Source organism: Micromonospora sp. DT53 (assembly GCF_049841535.1).
Classification (GTDB): domain Bacteria; phylum Actinomycetota; class Actinomycetes; order Mycobacteriales; family Micromonosporaceae; genus Micromonospora.
The window spans coordinates 375,508-399,238 of sequence record NZ_JBNCKM010000007.1; the positions used below are offsets into that span (position 1 = coordinate 375,508).

Sequence of the window (23,731 nt, forward strand, 5' to 3'; positions counted from 1 at the left end):
TCGGGGGAAACGGGAGGCTCGCAGATGAGCGACTACGGCCACGACCTGGTCTTCGGATCCTTCGTCACGCCAGGCGCTGGCAATCCGGACCGTACGGTCGGCCTCGCCGTCCTGACCGAGCAGGTCGGGCTGGACCTGGTCACCTTCCAGGATCACCCGTATCAGCCGGCGTTCCTCGACACCTGGACGCTGCTGAGCTTCGTGGCGGCCCGCACCAGCCGTGTGCACCTGGCGGCGAACGTGACGAACCTGCCGCTGCGCCCGCCCGCGGTGCTCGCCCGTAGCGTGGCCAGCCTGGACCTGCTCAGCGGTGGCCGGGTCGGCCTCGGCCTCGGCGCGGGGGCGTTCTGGGATGCCATCGAGGCGATGGGCGGCCGGCGGCTGACCCCCGGCCAGGGCGTGCGGGCGCTGGAGGAGGCCATCGAGGTCATCCGCCAGCTCTGGGACGTCGAGACGCGCGGCGGAGTGCGGGTCGACGGCGAGTTCTACCGGGTGGTGGGCGCCAAGCGGGGCCCCGCTCCAGCCCACGCGGCGCCGATCTGGCTGGGTGCGTACAAACCCCGGATGCTCCAGCTCACCGGTCGGCGGGCCGACGGCTGGCTGCCCTCGCTGGGCTACCTCCAGCCAGGTGACCTGGCCAGGGGCAATGCGATCATCGACGACGCCGCGCAACAGGCCGGCCGGTCCCCGCAGGACGTGCGTCGGCTGCTCAACATCAGCGGACAGTTCTCGCCCGTCGGACGCGGGCCGCTGGACGGGCCCGCCGAGCAGTGGGCCGAGGAGCTGGCCGAGCTGGCGCTGGGGGAGGGCGTCGGCACCTTCATCCTCGGCAGCGACGACCCCGACGACCTGCGTCGGTTCGCCGGCGAGGTGGCCCCGTCCGTCCGCGAGCTGGTCGCGGCCGAACGCGACCGGGGCGCGGCTGCGGAGCGTACGCCGGCACAGCCGGAGCCGGAGCGTACGCCGGCACAGCCGGAGCCGGAGCGTACGCCGGCACAGCCGGAGCCGGCCGTTGCGCCGCAGGTTCGGGTGAGCCGCGCCACGGCGACCGGCGGCGCGTTCGCCGTGGTGCCGACCCCCGACGACGGTGTACGACGAAGCGAGCAGCAGGTGTGGGACGAGTCGACCCGGCCGACCGGGCCCGTGCCCGACCCGGAGCGCACGTACACCCCGCAGGAGCAGGCCACCGGCGCGCACCTCGTGCAGATCCACGACGGTCTGCGCGCCGAGTTGGCCCAGATTCACGAGCTGATCGAGCAGGTGGCTGCCGGCGAGATCGACGCCGGTGCGGCCCGGTCGCACATCAACACGATGACCATGCGGCAGAACCGGTGGACGCTCGGCGTCTACTGCGAGTCGTACTGCCGCATCGTCACCACCCACCACACGATCGAGGACCAGTCGTTCTTCCCCCGGTTGCGGGCACGGGACCCCCGACTCGGCCCGGTGGTCGACCGGCTGGAGCAGGAGCACCACGTCATCCACGACGTGCTGGAGGGCGTCGACCGGGCCCTGGTCGCGTACGTCGGGTCTCCGGACGGTCTCGCCGAGTTGCGGGCCGCGGTGGACCTGCTCACCGACGCCCTGTTGTCGCACCTCAGCTATGAGGAGCGGGAACTGGTCGAGCCGTTGGCACGGTTGGGCATCGCCTGATCAACGCGCGGCCGCAGCGGCTCGGGGGTTCCCTCATCTGATCTGAGAGACTACTCTCGAAACATGTCTCTCAAGAATCCGTATGGGGATTTCGAGATCACCGAGCCGCAGGCGCTGCGGGCATTGGCCCACCCGGTCCGGCTGGCGATCCTGGAGCACCTTCAGCGGCACGGCCCGGCCACGGCCACCGGGCTCTCACCGCACGTCGGCGCCACACCGTCGGTGGTCAGCTGGCACCTGCGGCACCTCGCGACGTTCGGCCTGGTCACCGACTGGGATGGCGCCACCAGCAAGCGGGAACGCTGGTGGCAGGCGGCAGCCCGAGGCTTCCGCTTCACGGTGCCCGAGGGCACCGAGGGAAAGTCCGCCAGCCAGCAGCTACGCGGCGAGATGTTCGCCCGCAACGCCGACGCACCCCAGCAGTGGCTGCTGCATGACGAGCCCCGACTGACCGACGAGTGGCGGGCGCTGGCCGGCATCGCCGACACCCGGTTCGTGGCCACCGCCGACGAGCTGCGGCAACTGGAAGAGTCGATCGAAGAGCTGATCGCCCCGTACGTGCGGCGCAAGGAGGAGTCGGCCCCGGCCGACGCGCGGATCATCCGGATGCTGCGGTACCTGCTGCCCGAACCCGGCGACGACGACCCGGCCGCGTCATGACCGCCACCGACGCCCCCACCGAGACCGACACCGGGCCCCCGCCGGCCCTGCACCGCGACCGGCGCTTCCGCACCTTCTGGGTCAGCGAGACGATCTCCCAGTTCGGCGATCGGATCAGCGAACTGGCCCTGCCGCTGATCGCCGTCACCCTGCTCACCGCCACACCGGTGCAGGTCAGCGTCCTCACCGCGTTGATCTGGCTGCCCAACCTGCTGGGCCTGTTCCTGGGCGCCTGGGTGGACCAGCGCACCCACAAGCGGCGGCTGCTGATCATCGCGGATCTGATCCGCGCCGCGGTGCTGCTCAGCCTGCCGGTGGCCTACCTGTTCGACGCGATCACCCTCACCCAGCTCTACCTGGTGGCACTGCTCACCGGCGTCGGAGCGGTGCTCTTCGCCATGGCGCGTCAGGCGTTCTTCGTCGCCCTGGTGCCGCGATCGGCGTACGTGGACGCGAACAGCAAGATGAGCATGAGCCGGTCACTGTCCTTCATCGCCGGCCCGGCCGTCGGTGGCGGGCTGGTCCAGGCGCTCAGCGCGCCGGTCGCGATCGTCGTCGACGCGGTGTCCTTCGTCGGCTCCGCGCTGCTGCTCCGCCGCATCCCGGTGACCGAGTCGCCACCCCCGCCGCGTCAAACGTCCACTCTCGGCCTGGTCCGCGAAGGGCTCGTGCTGGTGCTGCGGCACCCCGTTCTGCGGGCCGCCCTCGGCTGCACCAGCACTGTCAACTTCTTCACCTTCATCGCCACCGCCTTGTTGGTGCTCTACGCCAGCCGCGAACTCGACCTGTCGGCCGGCGCGATCGGCGTCGCCTTCGGGTTCGGAGCGCTCGGCGGGTTCGCGGGTGCGGCCCTCGCTCCACGGATCTCGCGCGCCATCGGTCTGGGCCGTACCGCAATGATCGGCGTGGTGCTCTTCCCCGCGCCGCTGGCGCTGACCGCGTTGGTGTCCGGACCCACCTGGACGAAGGTGGCCATGCTGGCGGCCATCGAGCTGGTCTCCAGCGTCGGGGTGATGCTGATGGACGTGAACCTCAACGCCCTTCTCACCGCCGTGACACCCGACGACGCGTTGGGGCGCCGGGCCGGTGCCTACAGTGCCGTCAACTACGGCATCCGGCCGCTCGGCGCGCTGGTCGGCGGTGCGTTGGGCACCACCATCGGGCTGCGGCCCACCCTGGCCATCGCCGGCCTGGGTGGCGTGCTCGCCGTGCTGTGGTTGGCCGCGTCGCCGGTGCGCCACATCAGAACCCTCGACGCGGCCTGAAGGCCGCGGCGGCCTCGGTCCGCGGTGGCTCGGTCGCGACGGCCTCGGTCCGCGGTGGCCTGGGCCGGTGGCCGAGGCCACCGTCGCTCAGGCGGCCTCGGCCAACAGAACCCGGGCCAGCTCGGCGGGCTGGGAGAACATCGGCCAGTGGCCGGTGGCCATCGTGACCAGTCGCCAGTGCTCGCTGGTCAGCAGCTTGGCCACCGTGTCGTTGGGCTCAGGCCCGTCGAGCAGGCACTTGACGTACGTGGTCGGCAGCTCACCCAGTGGCCGGCTCAGCACGGCCGGCTCGGTCAGCGTGGCGCCCGGGTGCGGAGTGGAAGCGGCGACCAGGCGCGCGATCTGCTCATCGGTGAGATCCTGACCCTCGAAGTCGGCAACGTCGAGCGGAGCCCAGTAGCCGCCGTTGGCGGCGATCTGCGCCTCGAACGTCGCCTGGCCCTGCCACCATCCGGACGCGAACGACCCACCATCGACCGGCACCTCGGAGTCGACGAAGACCACCCGGGTCAACCGGTCGCCGATCCGCTCGGCGGCCTGACCCACCGGAATGCCCGCGTAGCTGTGCCCGACCAGCACCACGTCGCGCAGGTCGCGGCCCTCGATCTCGTCGACGATGTCCTGCACGTGGGTCTGCTGCCCGGCGGGCACATCCCGCTTGTCGGCGAGGCCGGAGAGGGTCAGCGGGTGCGTGCCGTGGCCGGCCGCCCGCAGCGGCGGCAGCACCTCGTCCCATGCCGACGACCCCAGCCACGCCCCTGCCACCAACACGAATTCAGCCATGGCCGGGAGCCTAACGCCGACCTGCGACAGGTCGGCGGGTCACGACCAGGTGCGGGCCTCGGCGGCGAACAGCTCCGGCGGACTCGCCACCGGAAGCACACAGAGCAGGTGGCCACCGGGGGCCCGCAGGACCCGGCACTCCAGCCACTGCGACACCTCGGTGGCGCCCAGGGCCGTCAACCGCGCGGTCTCGGCTGGCACGTCGTCGGTCTCGATGTCCAGGTGGAAGCGCGGCGCGTCGTCGACCGACTGGACCGCGGTGACCAGCCCCGGCAGTGCCTCGTGCAGGCCCACGAACTGCGGCTCGGCCGGATCGGACCGGGTGCCGACGCCCAGCGCCGCCGACCAGAACTCCGCCGCTCGGGCGGCCTCCGCCTCGGGAGCGTCGATCAGCAGCGCGTACACACGGCTTCGGTGCATGCCGGACAGGATATCGAGGATGCGGACGTGGCGTGCCGGCCGGAACCGTCGGCGGCAGAGGGCCGCCGGCGCTCACCCGGTCGGCGGCGCCGGGGGGCCGACCCGGGCGGCGAGCCGCTTCGGGGCCAGAACGCAGTAGCTCTCGGTGAGCAACTCACCCACCTCGTCCCAGTCGGTGGTCCCGTCCAGGACCATGCCCAGCACGTTCGGGGCCCAGTCCGGTTTGTAGAAGGGGTGTCCCGTGCCGAGGAGCCCGGCGATCTCGTCGAGCGGCGACCTGAAGGTCAGCAGGCAGGCGGGCCGGTCGAGTGCGGCGGCCCGGGCGTGGACCGGCTGGCGATCGGGATCGACGGTGAGCACGTGGGCGATGGTCCGCTTGCGGATCCGCCAGCGGATGCCCACCCAGGCGGGCTCCTCGTAGGTCTCCGGCAGCCCGAGACAGATCGGCCGTAGCCGGTCGAGGACCTCGGGCGGGACGTCTCCGGGTGCGGTCACGGGCAACGACGCTAACCGGTCGGTGTGACAAGTTCCGCTCGTCGAACCCCACCCGGGCCGGTGGTGTACGCCCGGTAGATCGGCCAGGATGGGCCGGGGCGACCGTGGGCCGTCGCCCCGGCCCGACCCGCCCCCCGTGCCCGCTGAGGAGTGCCGTGCCGTCCACCCTGCTCTCCCGCCGTGACCTCGACTTCCTGCTGCACGAGTGGCTGCGGGTGTCCGAACTCGTCGAGCGTCCCCGCTACGCGGAGCACTCCCGGGAGACCTTCGACGACGCCCTGGACCTCGCCGAGCGGGTGGCCACCGAGCAGTTCGCCCCGCACAACCGCGCCGCCGACCTCGCCGAGCCCACCTTCGACGGGCAGCGGGTGCGGCTGATCCCGCAGGTCCGCGCGGCGTTGGACAGCTTCGCCGAGACGGGCCTGCTCACCGCTGGGCTGGACGCCACGATCGGTGGCCTGCAACTGCCACACGCGGTCGCGGCGGCCTGCTTCACCTGGTTCCAGGCTGCCAACGTGGCCACCTCGGCGTACCCGTTCCTCACCCTGGGCAACGCCAACCTGCTGCTGGCGCACGGCAGCCCCGAACAGGTGGACACGTACGTCCGGCCCATGCTGGACGGTCGGTTCTTCGGCACCATGTGCCTGTCCGAGCCGCACGCCGGCAGCTCACTGGCCGACATCACCACGCGCGCCGAACCCCAGGCGGACGGCACGTACCGGCTCTTCGGCACGAAGATGTGGATCTCCGGCGGCGACCACGAGTTGGCCGAGAACATCGTCCACCTGGTGCTGGCCCGCATCCCCGGGGCGCCGCCCGGCGTCAAGGGCATCTCGCTGTTCATCGTGCCCAAGGTGCTGGTCGGCCCGGACGGGTCACTCGGCGAGCGCAACGACGTGGTGTTGGCCGGGCTCAACCACAAGATGGGGTTCCGGGGCACCACCAACACCCTGCTCAGCTTCGGCGACGGGGCGCACACCCCCGCCGGTCGCGCCGGAGCGGTCGGACACCTGGTCGGCGCACCGCACCAGGGCCTGGCGCAGATGTTCCACATGATGAACGAGGCCCGCATCGGGGTCGGGGCGGGTGCCACCGCGCTGGGCTACACCGGCTACCTCAAGAGCCTGGCGTACGCGAAGGAGAGGCCGCAGGGCCGACCGGTCGGCGCGAAGGACCCGGCCGCCGCGCAGGTGCCGATCATCGACCACCCGGACGTACGACGGATGCTGCTGGCGCAGAAGAGCTACGTGGAGGGCGCGCTGGCGCTGGTGCTCTACTGCGCGCGGCTGCTCGACGAGCAGAAGACCGCCCCGACCGAGGCCGACCGCGAGCGCGCGCACCTGCTGCTGGACGTGCTCACCCCGATCACCAAGAGTTGGCCGTCGCAGTGGTGCCTCGCCGCCAACGACCTGGCGATCCAGGTGCTCGGAGGCGCCGGCTACACCCGCGACCACGACGTGGAGCAGCACTACCGGGACAACCGGCTCAACCCGATCCACGAGGGCACCCACGGCATCCAGGCACTGGACCTGCTGGGGCGCAAGATGACCATGCAGGGCGGTGCCGGTCTCGCCCTGCTCACCACGACGATCGGCGACACGGTCGAGCGGGCCCGCAAGGCCGAGGGTGAGGTGGCCGAGCTGGCGGGCCGGCTGGCCGCCGCGGTGGACCGGGTCACCGCGGTCACCCGTCGACTGTGGGCCGACGGTGACCCGGTGCTCGCGCTGGCCAACGCCAGCGCCTACCTGGAGGCCGTCGGGCACGTGGTGATCGCCTGGATGTGGTTGGAGCAGGTGCTGGCGCTGCCGCCGGAGGGGGCCGGCGACGCGTTCCACGCCGGCAAGCGGCAGGCCGCCCGCTACTTCTTCGCCGTCGAGTTGCCCCGGACCGGCCCGCAGTTCGACCTGCTGGACAGCCGGGATCGGACGAGCCTCGACATGCGCCCGAACTGGTTCTGACCGGTCCCGCCGCCCGTCACCGTCGGCGGGACGGGTGGCTCACGGCCCGCCGCCCCTTGACGACGCCCCAGACGATCACGATCACCAGCGCGATCACACCGATGATGATCAGCCAGCGGACCGCCTCGAGGATCAACCCGAGCAGGATCAGCACACCGGCGACCACGCCGACGACCCAGAGCAGTGCACGCATGTCGACCTCCCGTAACCGGCCGCGCCTGGTGCGGCCGGCCCCGGCTTCTCGTTCCCCGTCCGGTCGACACCATGCGCTGGCGGCGTACCGGAGTCGATCAGGGGCCGGTGCGCGCCACATAGACGGTGTTGGCCGACTCCCCGCCGGTCAGCGGATTGGCGAACGGCACGACGTGCGCGCGTGCGCTCGCGAACACCTCGGTGAGCGCGTCGGTGAACTCGGCGTCCGGCGGGTCGTCCGACCAGAGCGCGAAGACACCCTCGGGGCGTAGCAGGGCGGCCAGGCGGCGCAACCCGGCCGGCGGATAGAACGCCGCGTGGCTCGGGTGCAGGACGTTGCGCGGGGAGTGGTCGACGTCGAGCAGCACGGCGTCGAACCGCCGTCCGGGCACCTCGGTGTCGAAACCGGTGTCACCGGCCACCGCCGCGAAGAAGTCGGCCTGCACGAAGCGGGTCCGGGGGTCCTCGGCGAGCCCCGCCGCGAACGGCAGCAACCCTCGTTGGTGCCAGTCGATCACGTCTTCGATCGCCTCCACCACGAACAGTGAGCGCACCCGGGGGTCGCCCAGCGCCGCGCAGGCGGTGTAGCCCAGCCCGAGACCACCCACCACCACGTCGAGCGAGTCACCGGCCACCTCGGCGAGACCCAGTCGGGCCAGCTCGATCTCCGCGACCGGGAAGAGGCTGGACATCAGGTACTCGTCGTCGAGCTTGACCTCGTACACCTCGACCTGGAGAGCCGGGTCCCGGCGTCGGCGCAGACTGATCGCACCGATCGGAGTCTCCCGCCAGGCCAGCTCTTCGAAACGCGCGCCCACGGGTGCCCTCTCGCCGCCGGATTCGTCCACGGATGGTAGCGGTTGCCCCGCGACGGGCGGCCACGCAGGGTCCACGGGACGTCGACGCAGCGCATATCCTGTGCCCGGCCGATCCACCGGAGGAGACTCATGCCGTCGCGGCAGGACCAGCTGCACTCCTACCAGTTCAGCGTCCAGCGGGCAGTCGCCGCCCTGGTCATGCGGGAGACCGACCCCGCGCAGTCGCCGTTTCGGCGGCTGGCGGGCGCCGGCCTGGCCAGCGTCCTGGTCGCGGCGATCGGGCTCGGTGGTTTCGCCCTCTACGGCCTGTTCGCCGGCGGCGGCAAGGGGTGGCGCGACCCGGGCGCGGTGATCGTGGAGAAGGAGTCCGGCGCCCGGTTCGTCTATCGCGAGCAGAAGCTGCATCCGGTGCTCAACTACGCATCCGCGCTGCTCATCGTCGGCGCGGACCGCTCGAAGACCGTGCTGGTGTCCCGGCGCACGATCGACGGGGTGCCGCGCGGGCTGCCGCTGGGCATCGCCGACGCACCCGACTCGTTGCCCGCCCCGGGCCGGCTGGCCGCCACGGCGTGGACGGTCTGCTCGACGGGCCCGGCCGGCGCGCGCGTCGAGGCTCCCCGCTCCGCGCTGCTGATCGGCACCGAGCCCGACGGCGGCCGGCCGTTGGGAGACGACGCGCTGCTGCTGCGCCATCCCGACGGAGGGCTGCACCTGGTCTGGCACCAGCGGCGCTACCTCGTCCGTGATCCCAGCCGGGTGCTGGCGGCGCTCGCCACCACCCGGGCCCAGGCGGTCCCGGTGGCGCCGGCACTGCTCAACTCGCTGCCCGCCGGCGCCGACCTCGCCCCGCTCGACCTGCCCACGCTGGGTCGGCCCGCCACCCGCGTGCCGGGTGCCACGATCGGCACGGTCTACCTGGTGAGCAACTCCGGTGGCGGCCGGCAGTACGCGGTGGCGCTCGACGGCGGCCTGGCCGGCATCACCGAGTTGCAGGCGGGGTTGTTGCTGGCCCGCACTGGGCAGGTCGGGCCGGCGTCGATGACGTTGGGCCGGTTCGCCGCGCTGCCCACGGTGCCCGATCTCGCCCCGACCGGCCCGAACGCCCCGCCACCGGCGCCACCCCGGCTCGCGGCCGGCGAGGGCGGCGCGCTCTGCACCCGTATCGGCGACGACGGCGGTGTGGGTGCGGTGCGCTTCGGCGTACCGCTGCGGGACCTGACGGCCGTGCCCCGCACCGCGCCCACCGGCGGCGCGGTGCTGGCCGACCACGTGGTGGTCGAGCCGGGCCGCGGTGCGGTGGTCGAGGCCGCCGCGGCGCCCGGCGCGACCGGCGGCGCGGTCTCCGTGGTCACCGACCTGGGCCGACGGTACGTGCTGGCCGACCGGGAGGTGCTCCCGATGCTCGGCTACCGCGACGTGCGACCGGTGCGGCTGCCGGCCGGGCTGGTCAGCCTGGTGCCCGCCGGCGCCACCCTCGACCCGGCCGCCGCCCGCGCCGTAGCCGCCCCAGACTAATCACCCAAACCCGGCCGACGGCCTGCCGACGGTGTCGTACGGCATGGCGGCGGTGATCAAGAGGTTTGCGTCAGGCTCGCGCCACGTTTTGACGCAAACCTCTTGATCACCGGGAAGCACCGCGCGGCAGACGGTGCTCAGTCGGCCGGGCGGCGCAGGACGCTTACCGCGAACGGGGCGTCGTCGCGCCACGGGCGCAGGTCCCAGGTGGCGAAGCGCTGCTGCACGCGCAGCCCGGCGGCCACCGCGTCGGCGTCGAACGCGGTCAGCGGGTAGCCGCGCTCGGTGCCGAACCCCACCGTCAGCACGCCATCGGGTCGCAGGTGGGCGGCCACCCGGCGCAGCACCTCCGGTTCGGTGCCGACGGCGACGAAGGCGAGCACGTTGCCGGCCAGCACCGCCGCGTCGAACGGTTCCGCCTCACCCAACGCCGGCAGATCCAGTTCGGCGAGGTCGGCGACCAGCCACGTCGGGCCGGGGTAGTCGGCGCGGGCGGCATCCACCAGCGCGGGGTCGGCGTCCACCCCGACCACCGTGTGCCCCCGCTCGGCCAGGGCGGCACCGACGCGACCGGTGCCGCTGCCGGCGTCGAGGATCCGGGAGCCGGGCGCGACCAGGGCGTCCACCAGTCGGGCCTCGCCGGCCAGGTCCGCACCCTCTGCCACGAGCTTGCGGAACCGGTCGATATACCACTGTGAGTGCTCGGGACCGGTGTCGGTCGCCCAGCGGGTCGGGTTGGCCATGAGGCCACCGTAACCGGGCCGGTGGGGGCCGGGCGGGCGACCCGGACGAGACCATCATCCCTTCTCCGCGCCGCTGGTCAGCCCTTCGGTGAGCAGTCGCTCACTGGCGAAGAAGAGGATCACGATGGGCAGGGTGAGGACCACCGACCCGGCCATCAGCACCGTCTTGGGCACCTCCACCCCGTCGGCGAGCAGGGACAACCCCAGCGACACCGTCCATCGGTCGGGTTTGTCGACCAGGAACAGCAGGGCGAAGAGGAACTCGTTCCAGGCGATCATGAAGTCGTAGAGCGCGACCGCCATGATCGACGGCATGGCGAGGGGCAGGCTGACGCGCCGGATGATGCCGAGTCGGCCGGCGCCGTCGATGGCGGCGGACTCCTCCAGACTGACCGGGATGGTCTCGAAGTAGTTCTTCAGCATGTAGACCGACACCGGCAACGTCTGCGAGATGTAGACCAGCATCAGACCGAACAGTGAGCCACGCAGCCCGGCCCGGGTGAAGACCACGAACAGCGGAATCGCGATGACGATCGACGGGAACAGGTAGACCGCCAGGAACAGGAAGTCCACCTGCCGCCGGCCGAAGAACCGCAGCCGGGCCACCGCGTACGCGCCGGGGATCGCGACCAGAAGGGTGAGCACGGTCGCCGCGACGGCGACCAGCCCGCTGTTGCGGATGAAGGTGAGGAAACCCTGCCCGCCGTCGTCGGTGGCCTTCAGCACCTCGGCGTACGTGGCCACGGTCAGCTCACCGAAGCCGACCACAAGCGCGCCGGGGTCGAGCAGCAACCGCTCGATGGGACGCACCGAGAGCACCAGCATGTAGTAGAAGGGGAAGACGGTGATCACCAGGAACACGGCGATCACCAGGCGGCGCAGCCAACGCAGGCTCACCGTCTCGACCACGTCCCGGTCCATCAGCTCACCCTCCGTCCGAAGAAGCGCAGGTAGATCAGCACGAACACGATGAGCACCACGGCCAACACGACCGCCTGCGCGGCCGCGGCCCCGATGTCGGTACGGGCGGTGAGGAACTCGTACACCCGCACGCTGACCACCTCGGTGCCGGCCGCACCGCCGGTGAGCAGATAGACGTCGTCGAACTTGTTGAACGTCATGATGAAGCGCAGCACGCCCAGCAGGGCGATCACCGGAAGCAGTTGCGGCAGCAGGATGTGCCGGAACCGCTGGGTGGGGGTGGCGCCGTCGACCCGGGCGGCCTCCTCCAACTCACCGGGCACCGCCTGGAGCCGGGCCAGCAGGAACAGGAACGCGAACGGGAAGTACCGCCACGCCTCGAAGACGATCACCGTGGCCAGCGCGGTCGACTCCTGGGTGAGGAACGGCACCGGGGCGTCCCAGCCGAGCAGGCGTTGGCCCCACGAGTTGACGATGCCGAGCTGCGGGTCGAGCATCACCTGCCAGACGAACGTCACCGCGACCACCGGCGCCACGTACGGCAGCAGCATGGACGCCCGGACCAGGGTGCGGCCCCGGAACGGCCGGCGGACGACCAGTGCGGCCACCAGACCGAGCAGGATCGACCCGACGGTGCCACCGATGCTGTAGATCAGCGTGACCCACAGCGTCTCGGCGAAGCCGGGGGTGTGCAGCACCCGGTCGATGTTGTCCATGGTGAACTCGCCGAACAGCCCGGTCTTGCGCAGCGTGGCGAGCCGGACCCGCTGGAAGGCGAGCACCACGGTCCACACGATCGGGATGCCGATGACCGCGATGGTGACGAGCAGGGTCGGTGCGACGAGCGCGAGCCCGGCCCGGGACTCGCGGCGGCGCAGGGTCAGTGGTCGGCGCCGGGGTGGCGCCGGCCGCTCCCGGGTGGGGGAGCGGCCAGGGCCGGGCGCGGTGGTGGTCAATTGACGCCCGCCTTGATGGCGTCGACGTCTTTCTTGGCGCGGTTGGCGGTGGCCGTCGCGTCGGACTTGCCGGAGACGAGGTCACCCAACACCTTGGGCACCGGCAACTCGCCGAGCATGGCGCCGACGAGCTTGCCCTGCCCCTGGCTGAGACCCCACCGCCCGAAGGTGTCCGGGCTGCGGCGCAGCGTGGCCAGCACCTCGTCGCCGTACACGTCGGCGAGGGGCTTCTTGGCGTCCACGCCGGCCTGGCTGGTGTTCCACCGGGTCAGGTACGCCTCCGGCTCGGCCGGGGTGCCCTTGCGTACCGGGAAGCGGCCCTCGGGGGACATGCCGAACCAGCTCGGGTAGCCGTCACCGAGCATGTACTCCACGAAGGACTTCGCCGGGTCGGCCGCCGCGCCGTCCAGCACGGCCCAGGAGCTGATCTCACCGTACTGGGCCGGTTCGGTGCCGTTCGGGCCCTTGATCGCGGTGACGAACCCGCTGTTCTTGGCGAGGAACGCCGGGTCCGCCTGGCACTGGGGGCAGGTCGGCTTGGCGTCGTTGCGCAGCCCGGCCAGCTCGTCGAGGATGAACGGCGACCAGACCACCATGGCCGCCTTGCCCGCGAAGTAGGTGGCCCGGGTGGTGTCCACGTCCTGCGCGCCCTTCACGGAGCTGGTGCGGATCAGGTCACCGTAGAAGCGGAACGCCTCGACGCACTCGGGCGAATCCAGGGTGACCTTGCCCGAGTCGTCGGTGAGCTGGCAGCCGTTGGCCAGAGCCAGGTGCTCGAAGGTCTGCTGGGTGAACACGTCGCTGGGGGCGGTCGCCGCGGTGATCCCGGCGACGCCGCCGGTGTTCAGCCGCGCCGCGGCGGTGGTGATCCGCTCGTACGTGTCGGGGGCGGGCAGGCCGGCCGCGGCGAACAGGTCCTTGCGGTAGACGAGCAGCTGGCCCCACCCGTCACTGGGTACGGAGAGTTGTTTGCCGTCGTCGGAGGTGAGCTCCAGTGCCCGGGGCGAGAACGTCTGCTTGCCGAGCTTGTCGACGACCTCCGCGTTCGCCGAGGCGTGCAGCAGCTCGTTGCCGGCGAGCGTACGGATGCCGGCGAGGGAGACCGACCCGACCACGTCGGGTAGGTCGCCGGCGGCGGCGTTGGCGGCGATCAGGGAGGGGAACTGGTCCTCGTTGACGGTCACGAGGTCGACCTGGATTCCGGTCTTGGCGGTGAAGTCGGCGATGATCGCCTTGGTGGCGGTGACCCGGTCGGCCACGTCTTCCAGACTCCAGACGGTGATCTTTTTGCTGTTGCTGTCCGATCCGTCGTCGCCGCAGGCCAGCAGGGTGGACGTGGTCAGTGCCAGGATCAGGGTGGTGGCGAGTATCCGCCTCGGAGGTGCTGACATCGGTGGCACTCCTCTCGAAGGGTACATGACGGATCCAACACCTTCGATTGATCAATAGCAAGACATATCGCGATTTTTTGCTATCCTGGAGCCCAGTGCTACCGGGATGTGACACATGGGCAACTGGGTGGTCTCTCTCGCCGGGCCTCGACGCATCAGCCTCGAGCCCTGCCCACCGGATCCGCTCGGCCCCGGCCAGGTCCGGGTCCGCACCTGCTACTCGGGCATCTCCGCCGGCACCGAGCTGACCCTCTACCGGGGCAGCAATCCCCGGCTCAGCAAGGACTGGGACGACGTCGCCCGGATGTTCGTCCCCCGACAGGCACCGGTGCCCTACCCGTTGATCGGCTTCGGCTACGAAGAGGTCGGCGAGGTCATCGAGGTCGCGCCGGAGGTCACCGACCGGCATCCGGGGCAGCTCGTCTGGGGCATCTGGGGGCACCGGGCCGAGGCCGTGCTCGCCGCCGACGCGGTCCGCGCGCTCCCCACCGGGCTGGACCCGCTCGTCGCGGTCTTCGCCCGCCCGGGCGCCATCGCGCTGACCGCCGTGCTCGCCGGCGACCTGCACCTCGGCGACTGGGTCGGCGTCTTCGGGCAGGGCGTCATCGGGCTGCTCGCCACTCGGCTCGCCGTCCTCTCCGGGGCAAGGGTGGTGGCCGTCGACCCGGTGCCCGACCGGCTGGCGCACGCCACCCGATACGGCGCTCGATCCATCGTGGACGCCACCGTCGCGTCCGCCGCCGCCGTGCTGCGCCAGGCCACCGACGGCCGGGGAGCCGACGTCTGCCTGGAGTTGTCCGGCACGTACCCGGCGCTGCACGAGGCGATCCGCTCCACCACCCACGCCGGCCGGGTCGTGGCCGCCGGCTTCTACCAGGGCCAGGCCGACGCGCTCGGCCTCGGCGAGGAGTTCCACCACAACCGCATCCAGTTGGTTGCCGCCCAGGTCTCCGGGCCCACCCCCGCGCCGAGCATGGCCGGGCGGTGGACCGGAGACCGGGTCGCGCAGACCTTCATGGACCTGGTGGCCGACCGCAGCGTCGACCCGCTGCCGCTGGTCAGCCACATCGTCGACGCCAGCGCGGTCGCCGACGCCCTCGCGCTGCTCGACCGCGGCGCCGGTGACGTCCTCCAAGTCGTGCTGAGGTTCTAGATGACCACCATCGCGCTGGCCTGTCAGGAACAACTCCTGCCGGGCACCAACCTGACCCAGAAGTACGCCCTCGCGGCAGCCCTCGGCTACCAGGGCATCGAGCTACGCGGCCGCGGCGACCTCGCGTTCGCCCGCCGGCTGCCCGAGCTGCGCCGGGCCCGCGCCGCCGGGGTGGTGATGCCCACCGTCTGCGTCGAGATGGACCACTTCATCGGCGACTTCGACCCCGCCCGGTCCGCCGACGCCGTCCGCAACCTGCGCTCCCAGCTGTCGGTGATCGCCGAGCTGGGCGGCGTCGGGGCGATGACCCCGGCCGCCTGGGGGATGTTCTCCCGGCGACTGCCGCCGTTCGAGCCGCCCCGTCCGCCGGGCGGCGACCGGCAGGTGCTCCTCGACGCCCTCGGCGAGCTGGGCGAGCACGCCCGGGCCGAGGGGGTCACCCTCTTCCTGGAACCCCTCAACCGGTACGAGGACCACATGGTCAACCGTCTCGACGAGGCGGTGGCGCTCTGCGCCGCGCTCGGGCTGCCGTCGGTCCGGGTGGTCGCCGACACCTTCCACATGAACATCGAGGAGGACGACGTGCACCGCGCGCTGCGCGCCGCCGCGCCCTACCTCGGGCACGTGCAGGTCAGCGACTCCAACCGGTACCAGCCCGGCGCCGGGCACCTGGACTGGCCGGCGCTTGTGCGTACGCTGCTGGAGCTGGACTACCGGGGCTGGTTGGCCCTGGAGTGCCGCCTCCGCGGCGACCCGGTCCGGGCCCTGCAACAGGCCGCCACGGTGCTGCGACACGCGATGCCCCGGCGGGCCGCCGCGTGAGCGCGGGTGCCGGGCCGACGCGCGTCGACGTGACCGCTCACCTCGACGCCGCCCGCACGGGTGGGCCGACCGATGTGGCCGGGCTGCGTCGACTCGCGGTCGACACGCTCGACGCCAACTGGGAGCACGACCACACGGTGCCCTCGCGCACGCTCTATCCGCACCAGTGGAGCTGGGACTCCGCGTTCATCGCGGTCGGGCTGGCCCAGGTCCGCCCGGACCGCGCCTGGCGGGAGCTGACGAGCCTGTTCCGGGCGCAGTGGGCCGACGGGCGGGTGCCGCACATCGTGTTCAACCCGGCGCTGCGCGTCGGCGCGTACTTCCCGGGGCCGGAGATGTGGGGCTCGGCCGACGTGCCGGGAGCACCGACGGTGGCCACCTCCGGCCTGGTCCAGCCGCCGGTGCACGCGCTCGCCGCGTTGCTGGCGTACCGGCGGGCGCCCGACCCCACCGGCCTGGCGGCGTTGCGCCGGCTCTATCCCGCGCTGGTCGCCCAACAGCGCTACCTGGCCGACCGGCGGGACGTGGCCGGTGACGGGCTGGTCTGCATCGTGCACCCGTGGGAGTCCGGGTTGGACAACAGCCCGGCGTGGGACGAGCCGATGGCCGCGGTGCCGGCCGAGGCGGCAGTCATGCGTGCGTACCGTCGACACGACACCACGCACGCCGACGCCGCGCACCGCCCCACGGACCTGGACTACGCGCGTTACCTCGCGATCGTCGCCGCCTACCGCGACCACGGTTACTCCGACCGCGACCTGGCCACCGGTCACCCGTTCCTGGTGGAGTGTCCGCTGTTCAACGCGGCGTTCGGGGCCGCCGAACACGCCCTCGCCGAGATCGCCGCGCTCGTCGGCGGCGACCCCGGGCCGCACCGGGCCCGCGCGGTCCGGATCACCGAAGCCCTCCTCCGGCGGCTGTACGACCCCGACACCGGCACGTTCCAGCCTCGTGACCTGCGCACCGACAGCCTGGTGAGCGCCCGTACCGTGCTCGGGCTGACCCCGCTGATCCTTCCCGACCTGCCGACCCGGCAGGCCGACGCGCTGGTCGTCGAGGCCCGGTCGGCGCGCTTCGGGGTGGCTCGGCGGATGGGCCGGCCGCTTCCCACCTACGACCGCACCGCACCCGACTTCGAGCCGCTGCGTTACTGGCGTGGACCGAGCTGGCTCAACATCGGCTGGTTGGTCCGGCGTGGGCTGCTCGCGCACGGGCACCCGGAGCTGGCCGCCGGGCTGCGCCGCTCGATGATCGGTCTGGTCGCCGGGGCCGGCTGCCACGAGTACTTCCACCCGGACACCGGCGCCGGGCTGGGCTCGCCCGCGTTCAGCTGGACCGCCGCGTTGCTGCTCGACCTGCTGGCCGACTGAGCGCGGTGCCGGGTGGTAGCGTCCCCGGTCCCAGCGGCCGGAGGGAGCATCGTGCGCGAGATCGACAAGGTGGCCTGGATCCTCGTCGAGGACTGTCGGGTGCTGAGCACCCGGTCGGTGGGCAAGGACGTCTGGTACCTACCTGGCGGAAAGCGCGAGCCGGGCGAGAGCGACCTGGAGACCCTGCGCCGGGAGATCGACGAGGAGTTGAGCGTCGAGGTGGACGTGCCTGGTGCCGTGCACCTGGGCACCTTCACCGCCCAGGCGCACGGCCACACGACCGGCATCACCGTGCGGATGACCTGCTACCGGGCCGGCTACCGGGGACAGCTGCGGCCGGCCAGCGAGATCGCCGAGATGGCCTGGCTCGGGTACGCGGACCGACTCCGCACGTCGCCGGTCGACCAGATCATCTTTGACCACCTGTTGGCCGAGGGTCTGCTGGCCTAGCAGCAGTTTGTCGCGGCCGGCCACGGGTAACCGGCCGAGCGTGACCGACGGCGACGGGTTCCCGTACTTCATCGACGCGGTGTCCCAACGGTCCGGCCTGCCGGCCGAGGAGGCCGCCGTGCTCGCCCGCGCCGTGCTCCAGACGTTGGCCGAGCGGGTGACCGGCGACGCGCCGGGCGACCTCGTCGGGCACCTCCCGAACGAGGTCGGCGGCTACCTGACAGGTCCGGCCCGGGACGAGGGCCCCGGTCCCGCCCCGGAAGTGGCCTCCGGTCCTGATGCCGGCGCTGATGGGTTGACCAGCGGGGTGGGCCTGGAGGTCGGCGGCGCCGCCGCGATCCCGACGGGCGCCGGCCCGACGGAGTTTCTTCGCCGGGTGGAACAGCGTGCCGGGGTGGACCCGGCCACCGCCCGGGCCGGAACCGGCGCCGTCTTCGCCACGTTGCGGTCCGCGATGACGGTACGGGAGTTCCGGGAGATGGTGGCGCGACTGCCGCGCGACGGCGGGTTCTGACCTGGCTCGGCCCGGCCGCCTGGCCGCCGCGAGGTGGCTCACGCCTCGGGCGCTTCCTCGGGCTCGGTGACCCAGGCGGAGAAGACAGGCAACCCGTGCCAGGGGCCTGTGACACCGTCGGTCCGGGTGTCGGTGGCGACGGCCACCACGGCGTACGGGTGGCCGAAGCGCAGCTCGGCGGTGCGGGCCACGCCCTCCGGCGGCAGACTGGTCAGCCCGAACATGCCGGTCACCGCCGCCGCCTCGAACCCGTACCTGTCGAACCGGGCCACCGCCGTCTGCCGTGCCTCGAAGCGCTCCACCGGCAGCGCCATCGCCGTGGCCAGCGTTGCCGCCGCCGCCTGGAAGCCGAGCGTCGGCGCGGTCAGGTCGTGCTCGCTCCGCGCCGACCAGCAGGGCAGGACGGCGTGGTGCCGCTCCTCCCGGCCGTCGCGAGCGCGGGTGCGGACCCGCTCCTCGCTCAGCGTCCACAGCGGAGTCGCGCCGAGCGGCAGGTCGAACAGCGAGCGGCTGCCCGCCGGTTGCGTGCCGTCGGCCGCGCCGGCGCCGAGGTCGTACGCGACGGCCAGCACCTCGGCCGGTGGCACGTGCGGCGCGGCGGCCACCGAGAGGACCACGAGCCCCGCGCCGTCGGTCGTCTGTGCCGGTGCGGCGTGCACGATCACGTCACCGGCCCGCACGGTGGACACGATGGCGCACCGGTGGCCCTGGCTCGGGCTGCGCAGGGCCCGCCGTAGTTGGCCGGCCCACGGGCTGTTGGCGCCGAGCGCGCGTGCGTCGGCGACGTCGAACGGGGTCGCCCAGGACACCCGGGTGGCCAACGCGCTGGCCAGGGCCAGCACCACGTCCGGCCGGACCCGCAGGGGGAACGTCTCGATCAGGCCGAGGGTATGCTCGCGTGCCCAGGCGTCCAACCCGGCCTGATCCGGCAGTACGCCGACCTCGGTCGTGCTGGGCAGCGCGGCCCGCCACGCCACCGGCCCGCCGTCGCCCTGCCGCGGTCGGTGCCAGAGAGCGGTGGCGGCCCCGACCAGCGGGTGCGGCGCGTCCAACAGCGTTCGGGCGATTTCGGCCGCGCTCGGCAGGTCGGTGCCCAGGGCGCGCGCCAGCTCGGCGGTTGCTCCCTTCGCGGCGGCTTCCGCCTCGGCGGCTCCTGCCTCGGCGGCCAGGTCGGGGCCGGCCGCCGTGGTGGCGCCGACCGCGAGCAGCAGCCAGGCGCCGAGCGGAGAGGCGACGTGGTGCCGGTCGCCGGCGGTGGCGTGCAGCCGCGCGGCGTACGCGGAGAGCGGCCCGTGCAGATCGGTCCTCATGTCCCTACTCTGCCCGCCGGCCTGGCTCACGACCACAGCTCGAACGGCTCGTCGATCTCCGTGCCGGCGAGAAACGGGGTGATCAGTCGGGGGAGCTGCCCGGGGTAGAACCGCTCCCGACTGGCCACCACCTCGGCCAACGGCCACCAGCGGAAGCCGAAGTAGTCCTCCCGCTCGTAGTCGAGCCGGTGCGCCTCGTCCACGTCCGGTCCGGGTCCCGCCAGTCGTACGGCGACGACAACCTCGTCCTGGACGTGTCGCAGCTGGCGGTGCAGGAAGCTCGCCCGCCGTCGCCAGGTCGGCGGGCCCACCTGGTCGGCGGTGACCACGATGCCGGTCTCCTCGCGTAGCTCCCGCACCGCCGTGTCGCGGTAGGTCTCACCGGGATCCATGCCGCCGCCCGGCAGCTCCCACCACCTGCCCAGCCGGGGGTGGTCCGGGTCGTGGGTGTGAAACAACAACACCCGGTCGGTGCCGTCGGTGACCACCACCCGCACCGCGCGTCGCTCCAGGATCGGCAGGTCGCGGGGCAGCTCGTTCATCGGGCCAGTCTGTCGCACCGCCCGCTTCGGCGGCGGGTAGGCTGCCCGCCGTGGCTGGTCTGTTGAGGAATGTCGCGGCGCGTATCTCTCGGGTCGGTGCGGTGATCCCGTCGCCCCGGCGCACCGGGCCGGCGCCCGCGCAGGTGGCCCGCCGCCGTCAGGTGAGCGCGTTGCAGCGTCGGGAGCTGACCTACGCTCCGGAGCGGGACGGTCAGGCCGACCCGGGCGAGATCGTCTGGACGTGGGTGCCGTACGAGGACGACCCCCGCCAGGGCAAGGACCGGCCGGTGCTGGTCGTCGGGCGGCACAGCCGGACCCTGTTCGGGTTGATGCTGTCCAGCCAGAGCGAGCGGGACGGGCAGCGGCACTGGTTCGCGCTCGGGCCGGGTGAGTGGGACCGCGACAACCGGCCGAGCTGGGTCCGCCTGGACCGGGTGCTCACCATGCGCGAGGACAGCATCCGCCGGGAGGGCGCCGTGTTGGATCGGCCTCGGTTCGACCGGGTCGGGCAGGCGTTGCGCGCCGGCTACGGCTGGCGCTGACCGCCGCGGGGCTGCCCCGGAAGTGGGGCAGCCCGACAGCGAGGCGCCTGGTAGTCCGGTTCACTCGCGGCTCGGGCCCGCCGCGGCATTCTTCGTGTCCGGCGGCGGGTACGACTGGTCGGCAAGGAGTCGGGCCAGGTGTGCGGTGTTGAGCGCCAGGGCCTTGGTGGTGCGACCGGTGGTGTCGGGCTTGGGCCCGGCGTCGCGGTAGTCCACGGTCTGCAGTGCCTCGCCGACCCAGTAGGTCGCGGCGGCGGCGGCGATGGTGAACCCGACCTCGTTGAGTGCCTGCTGCACCTGGCCGATGGTGTGGTGGGCGCCATCCTCGTTGCCGACCACGGCGACACCGGCCACCTTGCCGTAGGTGCGGAGTCGACCCTCGGCGTCGGTCTCGGAGAGTTCGGCGTCGAGGCGTTCCAGGACCATCTTGCAGACGCTGGAGGGCTGACCGAGCCAGATCGGCGTGGCGATGATGAGAATCTGGGCTGCCGTCAGCTTGGCGCGGATCATTGGCCAGGCGTCGCCGTCGCCCTCGTCCGTGGACACTCCGAAACGCACTTCCCATACCCGGATAGGACGTCTCAGAACGCCCCTGCGACCGGCAAAACCGCTGGGTCGGTGGCCGGAGCGCTGGCATGGTGGCCGCATGGCGCAGGACGTCGCACGGCAGGTGGTCGACCAGGTGCGGACGAGCTTCGGCCTGGAGTTGTCCACGATGGAGTCGGTCACCTCCGGCGCGGACCAATACGCCCGCCTCTGGCTGGCCGAGGCCGCCGACGGCGGTCGGTACGCGGTCAAGCTGAGCGGTGGCGGCACCCGGGCCGGCCTGGTGGTGACGGCGTTCCTGGCCGAGCAGGGGGTGCCGGGCATCGTCGCGCCGCTGCGGGCCGACGACGGACGGCTGTCCGTCGACCACGACGGTCGCCGCCTCTCCGTGGTGCCGTGGGTTTCCGGCCAGCGGGCACTCGGCGGCCCGATGACCAGCGCGCACTGGCGCGCGTACGGCGAACTGCTGGCCGCCGTGCACGCGGCACCGGTGACCGACGAGCTGAGCCGGCTGCTACCGGCGGGCGGTGCCGCGTACCCCTCGATCGTGACCGCGACCCGCGCGATGGCCGCACGGCTGCGCGACCCGGCCCCGGCCGACCTCGCGAACCCGCTTGTCGCGGAGTTGGCGGGTGTGTGGTCCGCGGTGGCCGACCGGCTGGGGGTGTTGACCCGCGAGGTCGAGCGCCGCGCCGTCGACCAGCGCGACCGGCCCGGTGCGAACGTCGTCTGTCACGGCGACCCGCACCTGGGCAATCTGCTACTCGGCGGGGACGGGCAGGTCTGGTTGATCGACTGGGACGACGCGGTGCTCGCCCCACCCGAGTGTGATCTCATGTTCGTCCTCGGCGGGGTGCTCGCCTTCGCGCCGATCACCGGCGAGCAGCAGCAAGCGGTGCTCGCCGGCTACGGCAGGACCGATGTCGACCCGGTGCGCCTGGCCTGGTTCCTCGCGGTCCGCGCGCTCGACGACCTCAGCGACTGGACCCGCCAGGCGTTGGACCTCGACGCCGAGCCGGCCGATCGGAGCCAGGCGGCGCGGATCGTGCGAGGGCTGGTGTCACAGGCGGGTCTGGTCACCCTCGCCGACGCGGCGTTGCGCGACCTCGACCGGCGGCGCTGAGCGGCGACCACGTCGTCTGCGGTGGACAAAAAGTAAGGCAAAGAGCGGATCCGCTCTCTGCCACTTCCAACATATAGCGCACCGGGGGCCTTGCGGCAAGACCCGGGTGGTGCAGCAGAATCTCCAGCCGACACCCAAACGTGGGAAAATCGGGGGATTCCATGATCGATGTGATCATTGCTGGCGGCGGACCTACCGGATTGATGCTGGCCAGCGAGTTGCGGCTGCACGGCCTGCATGCCCTCGTGCTCGAGAAGGAGGCCGAGCCGACCAGCTACGTCCGCGCACTTGGCCTGCACGCACGCAGCATCGAGGTGATGGACCAGCGAGGTCTGCTGGAGCGGTTCCTCGCGCTCGGACAGCAGTACCCGGTGGGGGGCTTCTTCGCCGCGATTCCGAAGCCGTCGCCGGGCGGGCTGGACACCGCACACGCGTACGTCCTCGGTATCCCACAGACCATCACCGACCGTCTCCTCAGCGAGCACGCCAGCGAGGTGGGCGTCGAGATCCGGCGCGGCAGCGAACTGGTCGGCCTGAGCCAGGACGACCACGGGGTGACCGTGCGGCTGGCCGATGGCACCCAGTTGCGTACCCGCTACCTCGTCGGCTGCGACGGCGGTCGCAGCACCGTACGCGGGCTGCTCGGTGTCGACTTTCCCGGCGAACCGAGCAGCGTCGAGACCCTGCTGGGGGAGATGGAGGTGGGAGTGCCGCCGGAGACGGTGGCCGACGTGGTGGCCGAGGTCCGCAAGACCCATCTCCGATTCGGTCTCGGACCCCTCGGCGACGGGGTGTACCGCGTCCTCGTCCCGGCCGAGGGGGTGGTCGAGGACCGCACGGTCCCACCGACCATCGAGGAGTTCAAACACCAACTGCGGGTGTACGCGGGCACCGACTTCGGCGTCCACTCACCGCGCTGGCTCTCGCGCTTCGGCGACGCCACCCGGTTGGCCGAGCGTTACCGGGTCGGTCGGGTGCTGCTGGCCGGCGACGCGGCGCACATCCACCCGCCGACCGGCGGGCAGGGACTCAACCTCGGCATCCAGGACGCGTTCAACCTCGGCTGGAAACTGGCTGCCGACCTCAACGGATGGGCACCGGAGGGACTGCTGGACAGTTACCACAACGAACGGCATCCGGTGGCCGAGGACGTGCTGAACAACACCCGGGCACAGATGCTGTTGCTCTCACCCGAGCCGGGGCCGCGGTCGGTGCGTCGGCTGTTGTCGGAGCTGTTGGACTTCGAGGACGTCAACCGGTACCTGATCGAGAAGATCACCGCGATCGGGGTCCGCTACGACTTCGGCACGGGCCACGACATGCTCGGGCGCCACATGCGTGACGTACGGCTGACGCGGGGACGCCTCTACGAGCTGATGCACGGTGGCCGCGGACTGCTGCTCGACCAGACCGGCCAGCTCTCGGTCGCCGGCTGGGCGGGGCGGGTCGACCATGTCATCGACGTCAGCGAGGAGTTGGACGTGCCCGCCGTGCTGCTACGGCCGGACGGGCACGTGGCGTGGGTCGGCGACGATCAGACCGACCTGTTCAGCCAGTTGCCCAGGTGGTTCGGCGCGCCCGTCGCCTGA

The 23,731-nt window shown here is 72.2% G+C and carries 25 protein-coding genes; 13 read left to right on the top strand and 12 right to left on the bottom strand.

The features are described from left to right. The first annotated feature begins 24 nt into the window (after nt 1-24). The 3 genes from ACLQ3B_RS23540 (at nt 25) to ACLQ3B_RS23550 (ending at nt 3,578) form a co-directional block, all read left to right on the top strand. Complete coding sequence (locus tag ACLQ3B_RS23540; protein ID WP_425782850.1) at nt 25-1,653, top strand: LLM class flavin-dependent oxidoreductase; 1,629 nt, start codon at nt 25-27, stop codon at nt 1,651-1,653. Between the two features lie 63 nt (nt 1,654-1,716). Continuing rightward, the gene (locus ACLQ3B_RS23545; RefSeq protein ID WP_425782851.1) at nt 1,717-2,313 is read left to right on the top strand and encodes an ArsR/SmtB family transcription factor; all 597 of its coding nucleotides are present in this window, start codon (nt 1,717-1,719) and stop codon (nt 2,311-2,313) included. Beyond that, the gene (locus ACLQ3B_RS23550; RefSeq protein WP_425782852.1) at nt 2,310-3,578 is read left to right on the top strand and encodes an MFS transporter; all 1,269 of its coding nucleotides are present in this window, start codon (nt 2,310-2,312) and stop codon (nt 3,576-3,578) included. The genes ACLQ3B_RS23545 and ACLQ3B_RS23550 overlap by 4 nt, the downstream gene beginning before the upstream one ends. Before the next feature lie 87 nt (nt 3,579-3,665). Here ACLQ3B_RS23550 and ACLQ3B_RS23555 read toward each other — a convergent pair whose 3' ends face one another. The 3 genes from ACLQ3B_RS23555 to ACLQ3B_RS23565 form a co-directional block, all read right to left on the bottom strand. Beyond that, a complete protein-coding gene (locus ACLQ3B_RS23555; protein WP_425782853.1) occupies nt 3,666-4,361 on the bottom strand; it encodes an alpha/beta fold hydrolase in 696 nt (231 codons plus the stop codon). A 39-nt stretch (nt 4,362-4,400) separates the two neighbouring features. Beyond that, nucleotides 4,401-4,781, bottom strand: a complete 381-nt coding sequence (locus tag ACLQ3B_RS23560; protein WP_425782854.1) for a VOC family protein — start codon at nt 4,779-4,781, stop codon at nt 4,401-4,403. A 72-nt stretch (nt 4,782-4,853) separates the two neighbouring features. Further along, entirely contained in the window at nt 4,854-5,276 is a 423-nt protein-coding gene (locus ACLQ3B_RS23565) for an MmcQ/YjbR family DNA-binding protein (protein WP_425782855.1), read from the bottom strand. A 155-nt stretch (nt 5,277-5,431) separates the two neighbouring features. Between ACLQ3B_RS23565 and ACLQ3B_RS23570 the strand changes: the two genes are divergently transcribed. Continuing rightward, nucleotides 5,432-7,234, top strand: coding sequence for an acyl-CoA dehydrogenase (locus tag ACLQ3B_RS23570; RefSeq protein WP_425782856.1), 1,803 nt, complete (start codon nt 5,432-5,434; stop codon nt 7,232-7,234). Between the two features lie 16 nt (nt 7,235-7,250). On the opposite strand, the gene ACLQ3B_RS23575 is transcribed toward ACLQ3B_RS23570, so the two are convergent. Both ACLQ3B_RS23575 and ACLQ3B_RS23580 read right to left on the bottom strand, forming a co-directional pair. Beyond that, nucleotides 7,251-7,427: a hypothetical protein gene (locus ACLQ3B_RS23575; RefSeq protein ID WP_425782857.1), complete on the bottom strand. Its 177-nt coding sequence runs from the start codon at nt 7,425-7,427 to the stop codon at nt 7,251-7,253. Between the two features lie 97 nt (nt 7,428-7,524). Beyond that, on the bottom strand, nt 7,525-8,244 hold the full coding sequence (locus tag ACLQ3B_RS23580; protein ID WP_425782858.1) for a spermidine synthase: 720 nt from the start codon (nt 8,242-8,244) through the stop codon (nt 7,525-7,527). 129 nt (nt 8,245-8,373) lie between these two features. On the opposite strand from ACLQ3B_RS23580, the gene eccB reads away from it, so the two are divergent. Beyond that, nucleotides 8,374-9,759, top strand: coding sequence for a type VII secretion protein EccB (eccB, locus tag ACLQ3B_RS23585; RefSeq protein ID WP_425782859.1), 1,386 nt, complete (start codon nt 8,374-8,376; stop codon nt 9,757-9,759). A 137-nt stretch (nt 9,760-9,896) separates the two neighbouring features. Here the strand turns inward: eccB and ACLQ3B_RS23590 are convergent, their stop codons facing one another. The 4 genes from ACLQ3B_RS23590 to ACLQ3B_RS23605 are packed head-to-tail and all read right to left on the bottom strand — an operon-like array spanning nt 9,897 to nt 13,770. After that, nucleotides 9,897-10,502 carry a class I SAM-dependent methyltransferase gene (locus ACLQ3B_RS23590; RefSeq protein ID WP_425782860.1) on the bottom strand — a complete coding sequence of 202 codons (606 nt, stop codon included), beginning with the start codon at nt 10,500-10,502 and terminating at the stop codon, nt 9,897-9,899. Between the two features lie 54 nt (nt 10,503-10,556). Continuing rightward, nucleotides 10,557-11,423: a carbohydrate ABC transporter permease gene (locus ACLQ3B_RS23595; RefSeq protein ID WP_425782861.1), complete on the bottom strand. Its 867-nt coding sequence runs from the start codon at nt 11,421-11,423 to the stop codon at nt 10,557-10,559. After that, complete coding sequence (locus ACLQ3B_RS23600; RefSeq protein ID WP_124821995.1) at nt 11,423-12,379, bottom strand: carbohydrate ABC transporter permease; 957 nt, start codon at nt 12,377-12,379, stop codon at nt 11,423-11,425. Before ACLQ3B_RS23600 ends, ACLQ3B_RS23595 begins: the two co-directional genes overlap by 1 nt. After that, nucleotides 12,376-13,770, bottom strand: a complete 1,395-nt coding sequence (locus ACLQ3B_RS23605; protein WP_425782862.1) for an ABC transporter substrate-binding protein — start codon at nt 13,768-13,770, stop codon at nt 12,376-12,378. Before ACLQ3B_RS23605 ends, ACLQ3B_RS23600 begins: the two co-directional genes overlap by 4 nt. Before the next feature lie 115 nt (nt 13,771-13,885). Here ACLQ3B_RS23605 and ACLQ3B_RS23610 point away from each other — a divergent pair, with 115 nt between their 5' ends. Genes ACLQ3B_RS23610 through ACLQ3B_RS23630 form a run of 5 tightly spaced genes read left to right on the top strand, consistent with a single transcriptional unit; the run spans nt 13,886 to nt 18,079 of the window. Beyond that, nucleotides 13,886-14,923 (top strand): zinc-dependent alcohol dehydrogenase, encoded by a 1,038-nt coding sequence (locus ACLQ3B_RS23610; protein ID WP_425782863.1) that lies wholly within the window; start codon nt 13,886-13,888, stop codon nt 14,921-14,923. After that, nucleotides 14,924-15,745: a TIM barrel protein gene (locus ACLQ3B_RS23615; RefSeq protein ID WP_425782864.1), complete on the top strand. Its 822-nt coding sequence runs from the start codon at nt 14,924-14,926 to the stop codon at nt 15,743-15,745. It abuts the gene before it with no gap. A 29-nt stretch (nt 15,746-15,774) separates the two neighbouring features. Beyond that, on the top strand, nt 15,775-17,115 hold the full coding sequence (locus tag ACLQ3B_RS23620) for an MGH1-like glycoside hydrolase domain-containing protein (protein WP_425782865.1): 1,341 nt from the start codon (nt 15,775-15,777) through the stop codon (nt 17,113-17,115). Nucleotides 17,116-17,166: 51 nt separating this feature from the next. Further along, nucleotides 17,167-17,565, top strand: coding sequence for an NUDIX hydrolase (locus tag ACLQ3B_RS23625; RefSeq protein ID WP_425782866.1), 399 nt, complete (start codon nt 17,167-17,169; stop codon nt 17,563-17,565). Between the two features lie 40 nt (nt 17,566-17,605). Next, entirely contained in the window at nt 17,606-18,079 is a 474-nt protein-coding gene (locus ACLQ3B_RS23630; protein WP_425782867.1) for a DUF2267 domain-containing protein, read from the top strand. A 38-nt stretch (nt 18,080-18,117) separates the two neighbouring features. Here ACLQ3B_RS23630 and ACLQ3B_RS23635 read toward each other — a convergent pair whose 3' ends face one another. Both ACLQ3B_RS23635 and ACLQ3B_RS23640 read right to left on the bottom strand, forming a co-directional pair. Further along, complete coding sequence (locus tag ACLQ3B_RS23635) at nt 18,118-19,389, bottom strand: hypothetical protein (protein WP_425782868.1); 1,272 nt, start codon at nt 19,387-19,389, stop codon at nt 18,118-18,120. A gap of 26 nt (nt 19,390-19,415) precedes the next feature. Beyond that, complete coding sequence (locus tag ACLQ3B_RS23640; protein ID WP_425782869.1) at nt 19,416-19,931, bottom strand: NUDIX hydrolase; 516 nt, start codon at nt 19,929-19,931, stop codon at nt 19,416-19,418. 50 nt (nt 19,932-19,981) lie between these two features. On the opposite strand from ACLQ3B_RS23640, the gene ACLQ3B_RS23645 reads away from it, so the two are divergent. After that, a complete protein-coding gene (locus ACLQ3B_RS23645; RefSeq protein ID WP_030336385.1) occupies nt 19,982-20,473 on the top strand; it encodes a type II toxin-antitoxin system PemK/MazF family toxin in 492 nt (163 codons plus the stop codon). 60 nt (nt 20,474-20,533) lie between these two features. Here the strand turns inward: ACLQ3B_RS23645 and ACLQ3B_RS23650 are convergent, their stop codons facing one another. After that, on the bottom strand, nt 20,534-21,019 hold the full coding sequence (locus tag ACLQ3B_RS23650) for a flavodoxin family protein (RefSeq protein WP_425782870.1): 486 nt from the start codon (nt 21,017-21,019) through the stop codon (nt 20,534-20,536). Between the two features lie 100 nt (nt 21,020-21,119). Here ACLQ3B_RS23650 and ACLQ3B_RS23655 point away from each other — a divergent pair, with 100 nt between their 5' ends. Next, nucleotides 21,120-22,142, top strand: coding sequence for a phosphotransferase enzyme family protein (locus ACLQ3B_RS23655; RefSeq protein ID WP_425782871.1), 1,023 nt, complete (start codon nt 21,120-21,122; stop codon nt 22,140-22,142). Nucleotides 22,143-22,303: 161 nt separating this feature from the next. Next, nucleotides 22,304-23,731, top strand: a complete 1,428-nt coding sequence (gene rox / locus ACLQ3B_RS23660; RefSeq protein WP_425782872.1) for a rifampin monooxygenase — start codon at nt 22,304-22,306, stop codon at nt 23,729-23,731.

Excerpts from the sequence above, each read along its gene's own strand:
- ACLQ3B_RS23540 (WP_425782850.1), top strand. The coding sequence starts at position 25 with ATGAGCGACTACGGCCACGACCTGGTCTTCGGATCCTTCGTCACGCCA.
- ACLQ3B_RS23545 (WP_425782851.1), top strand. The coding sequence starts at position 1,717 with ATGTCTCTCAAGAATCCGTATGGGGATTTCGAGATCACCGAGCCGCAG.
- ACLQ3B_RS23550 (WP_425782852.1), top strand. The coding sequence starts at position 2,310 with ATGACCGCCACCGACGCCCCCACCGAGACCGACACCGGGCCCCCGCCG.
- ACLQ3B_RS23555 (WP_425782853.1), bottom strand. The coding sequence starts at position 4,361 with ATGGCTGAATTCGTGTTGGTGGCAGGGGCGTGGCTGGGGTCGTCGGCA.
- ACLQ3B_RS23560 (WP_425782854.1), bottom strand. The coding sequence starts at position 4,781 with ATGCACCGAAGCCGTGTGTACGCGCTGCTGATCGACGCTCCCGAGGCG.
- ACLQ3B_RS23575 (WP_425782857.1), bottom strand. The coding sequence starts at position 7,427 with ATGCGTGCACTGCTCTGGGTCGTCGGCGTGGTCGCCGGTGTGCTGATC.
- eccB (WP_425782859.1), top strand. The coding sequence starts at position 8,374 with ATGCCGTCGCGGCAGGACCAGCTGCACTCCTACCAGTTCAGCGTCCAG.
- ACLQ3B_RS23590 (WP_425782860.1), bottom strand. The coding sequence starts at position 10,502 with ATGGCCAACCCGACCCGCTGGGCGACCGACACCGGTCCCGAGCACTCA.
- ACLQ3B_RS23595 (WP_425782861.1), bottom strand. The coding sequence starts at position 11,423 with ATGGACCGGGACGTGGTCGAGACGGTGAGCCTGCGTTGGCTGCGCCGC.
- ACLQ3B_RS23605 (WP_425782862.1), bottom strand. The coding sequence starts at position 13,770 with ATGTCAGCACCTCCGAGGCGGATACTCGCCACCACCCTGATCCTGGCA.
- ACLQ3B_RS23610 (WP_425782863.1), top strand. The coding sequence starts at position 13,886 with ATGGGCAACTGGGTGGTCTCTCTCGCCGGGCCTCGACGCATCAGCCTC.
- ACLQ3B_RS23615 (WP_425782864.1), top strand. The coding sequence starts at position 14,924 with ATGACCACCATCGCGCTGGCCTGTCAGGAACAACTCCTGCCGGGCACC.
- ACLQ3B_RS23635 (WP_425782868.1), bottom strand. The coding sequence starts at position 19,389 with ATGAGGACCGATCTGCACGGGCCGCTCTCCGCGTACGCCGCGCGGCTG.
- ACLQ3B_RS23640 (WP_425782869.1), bottom strand. The coding sequence starts at position 19,931 with ATGAACGAGCTGCCCCGCGACCTGCCGATCCTGGAGCGACGCGCGGTG.
- ACLQ3B_RS23655 (WP_425782871.1), top strand. The coding sequence starts at position 21,120 with ATGGCGCAGGACGTCGCACGGCAGGTGGTCGACCAGGTGCGGACGAGC.
- rox (WP_425782872.1), top strand. The coding sequence starts at position 22,304 with ATGATCGATGTGATCATTGCTGGCGGCGGACCTACCGGATTGATGCTG.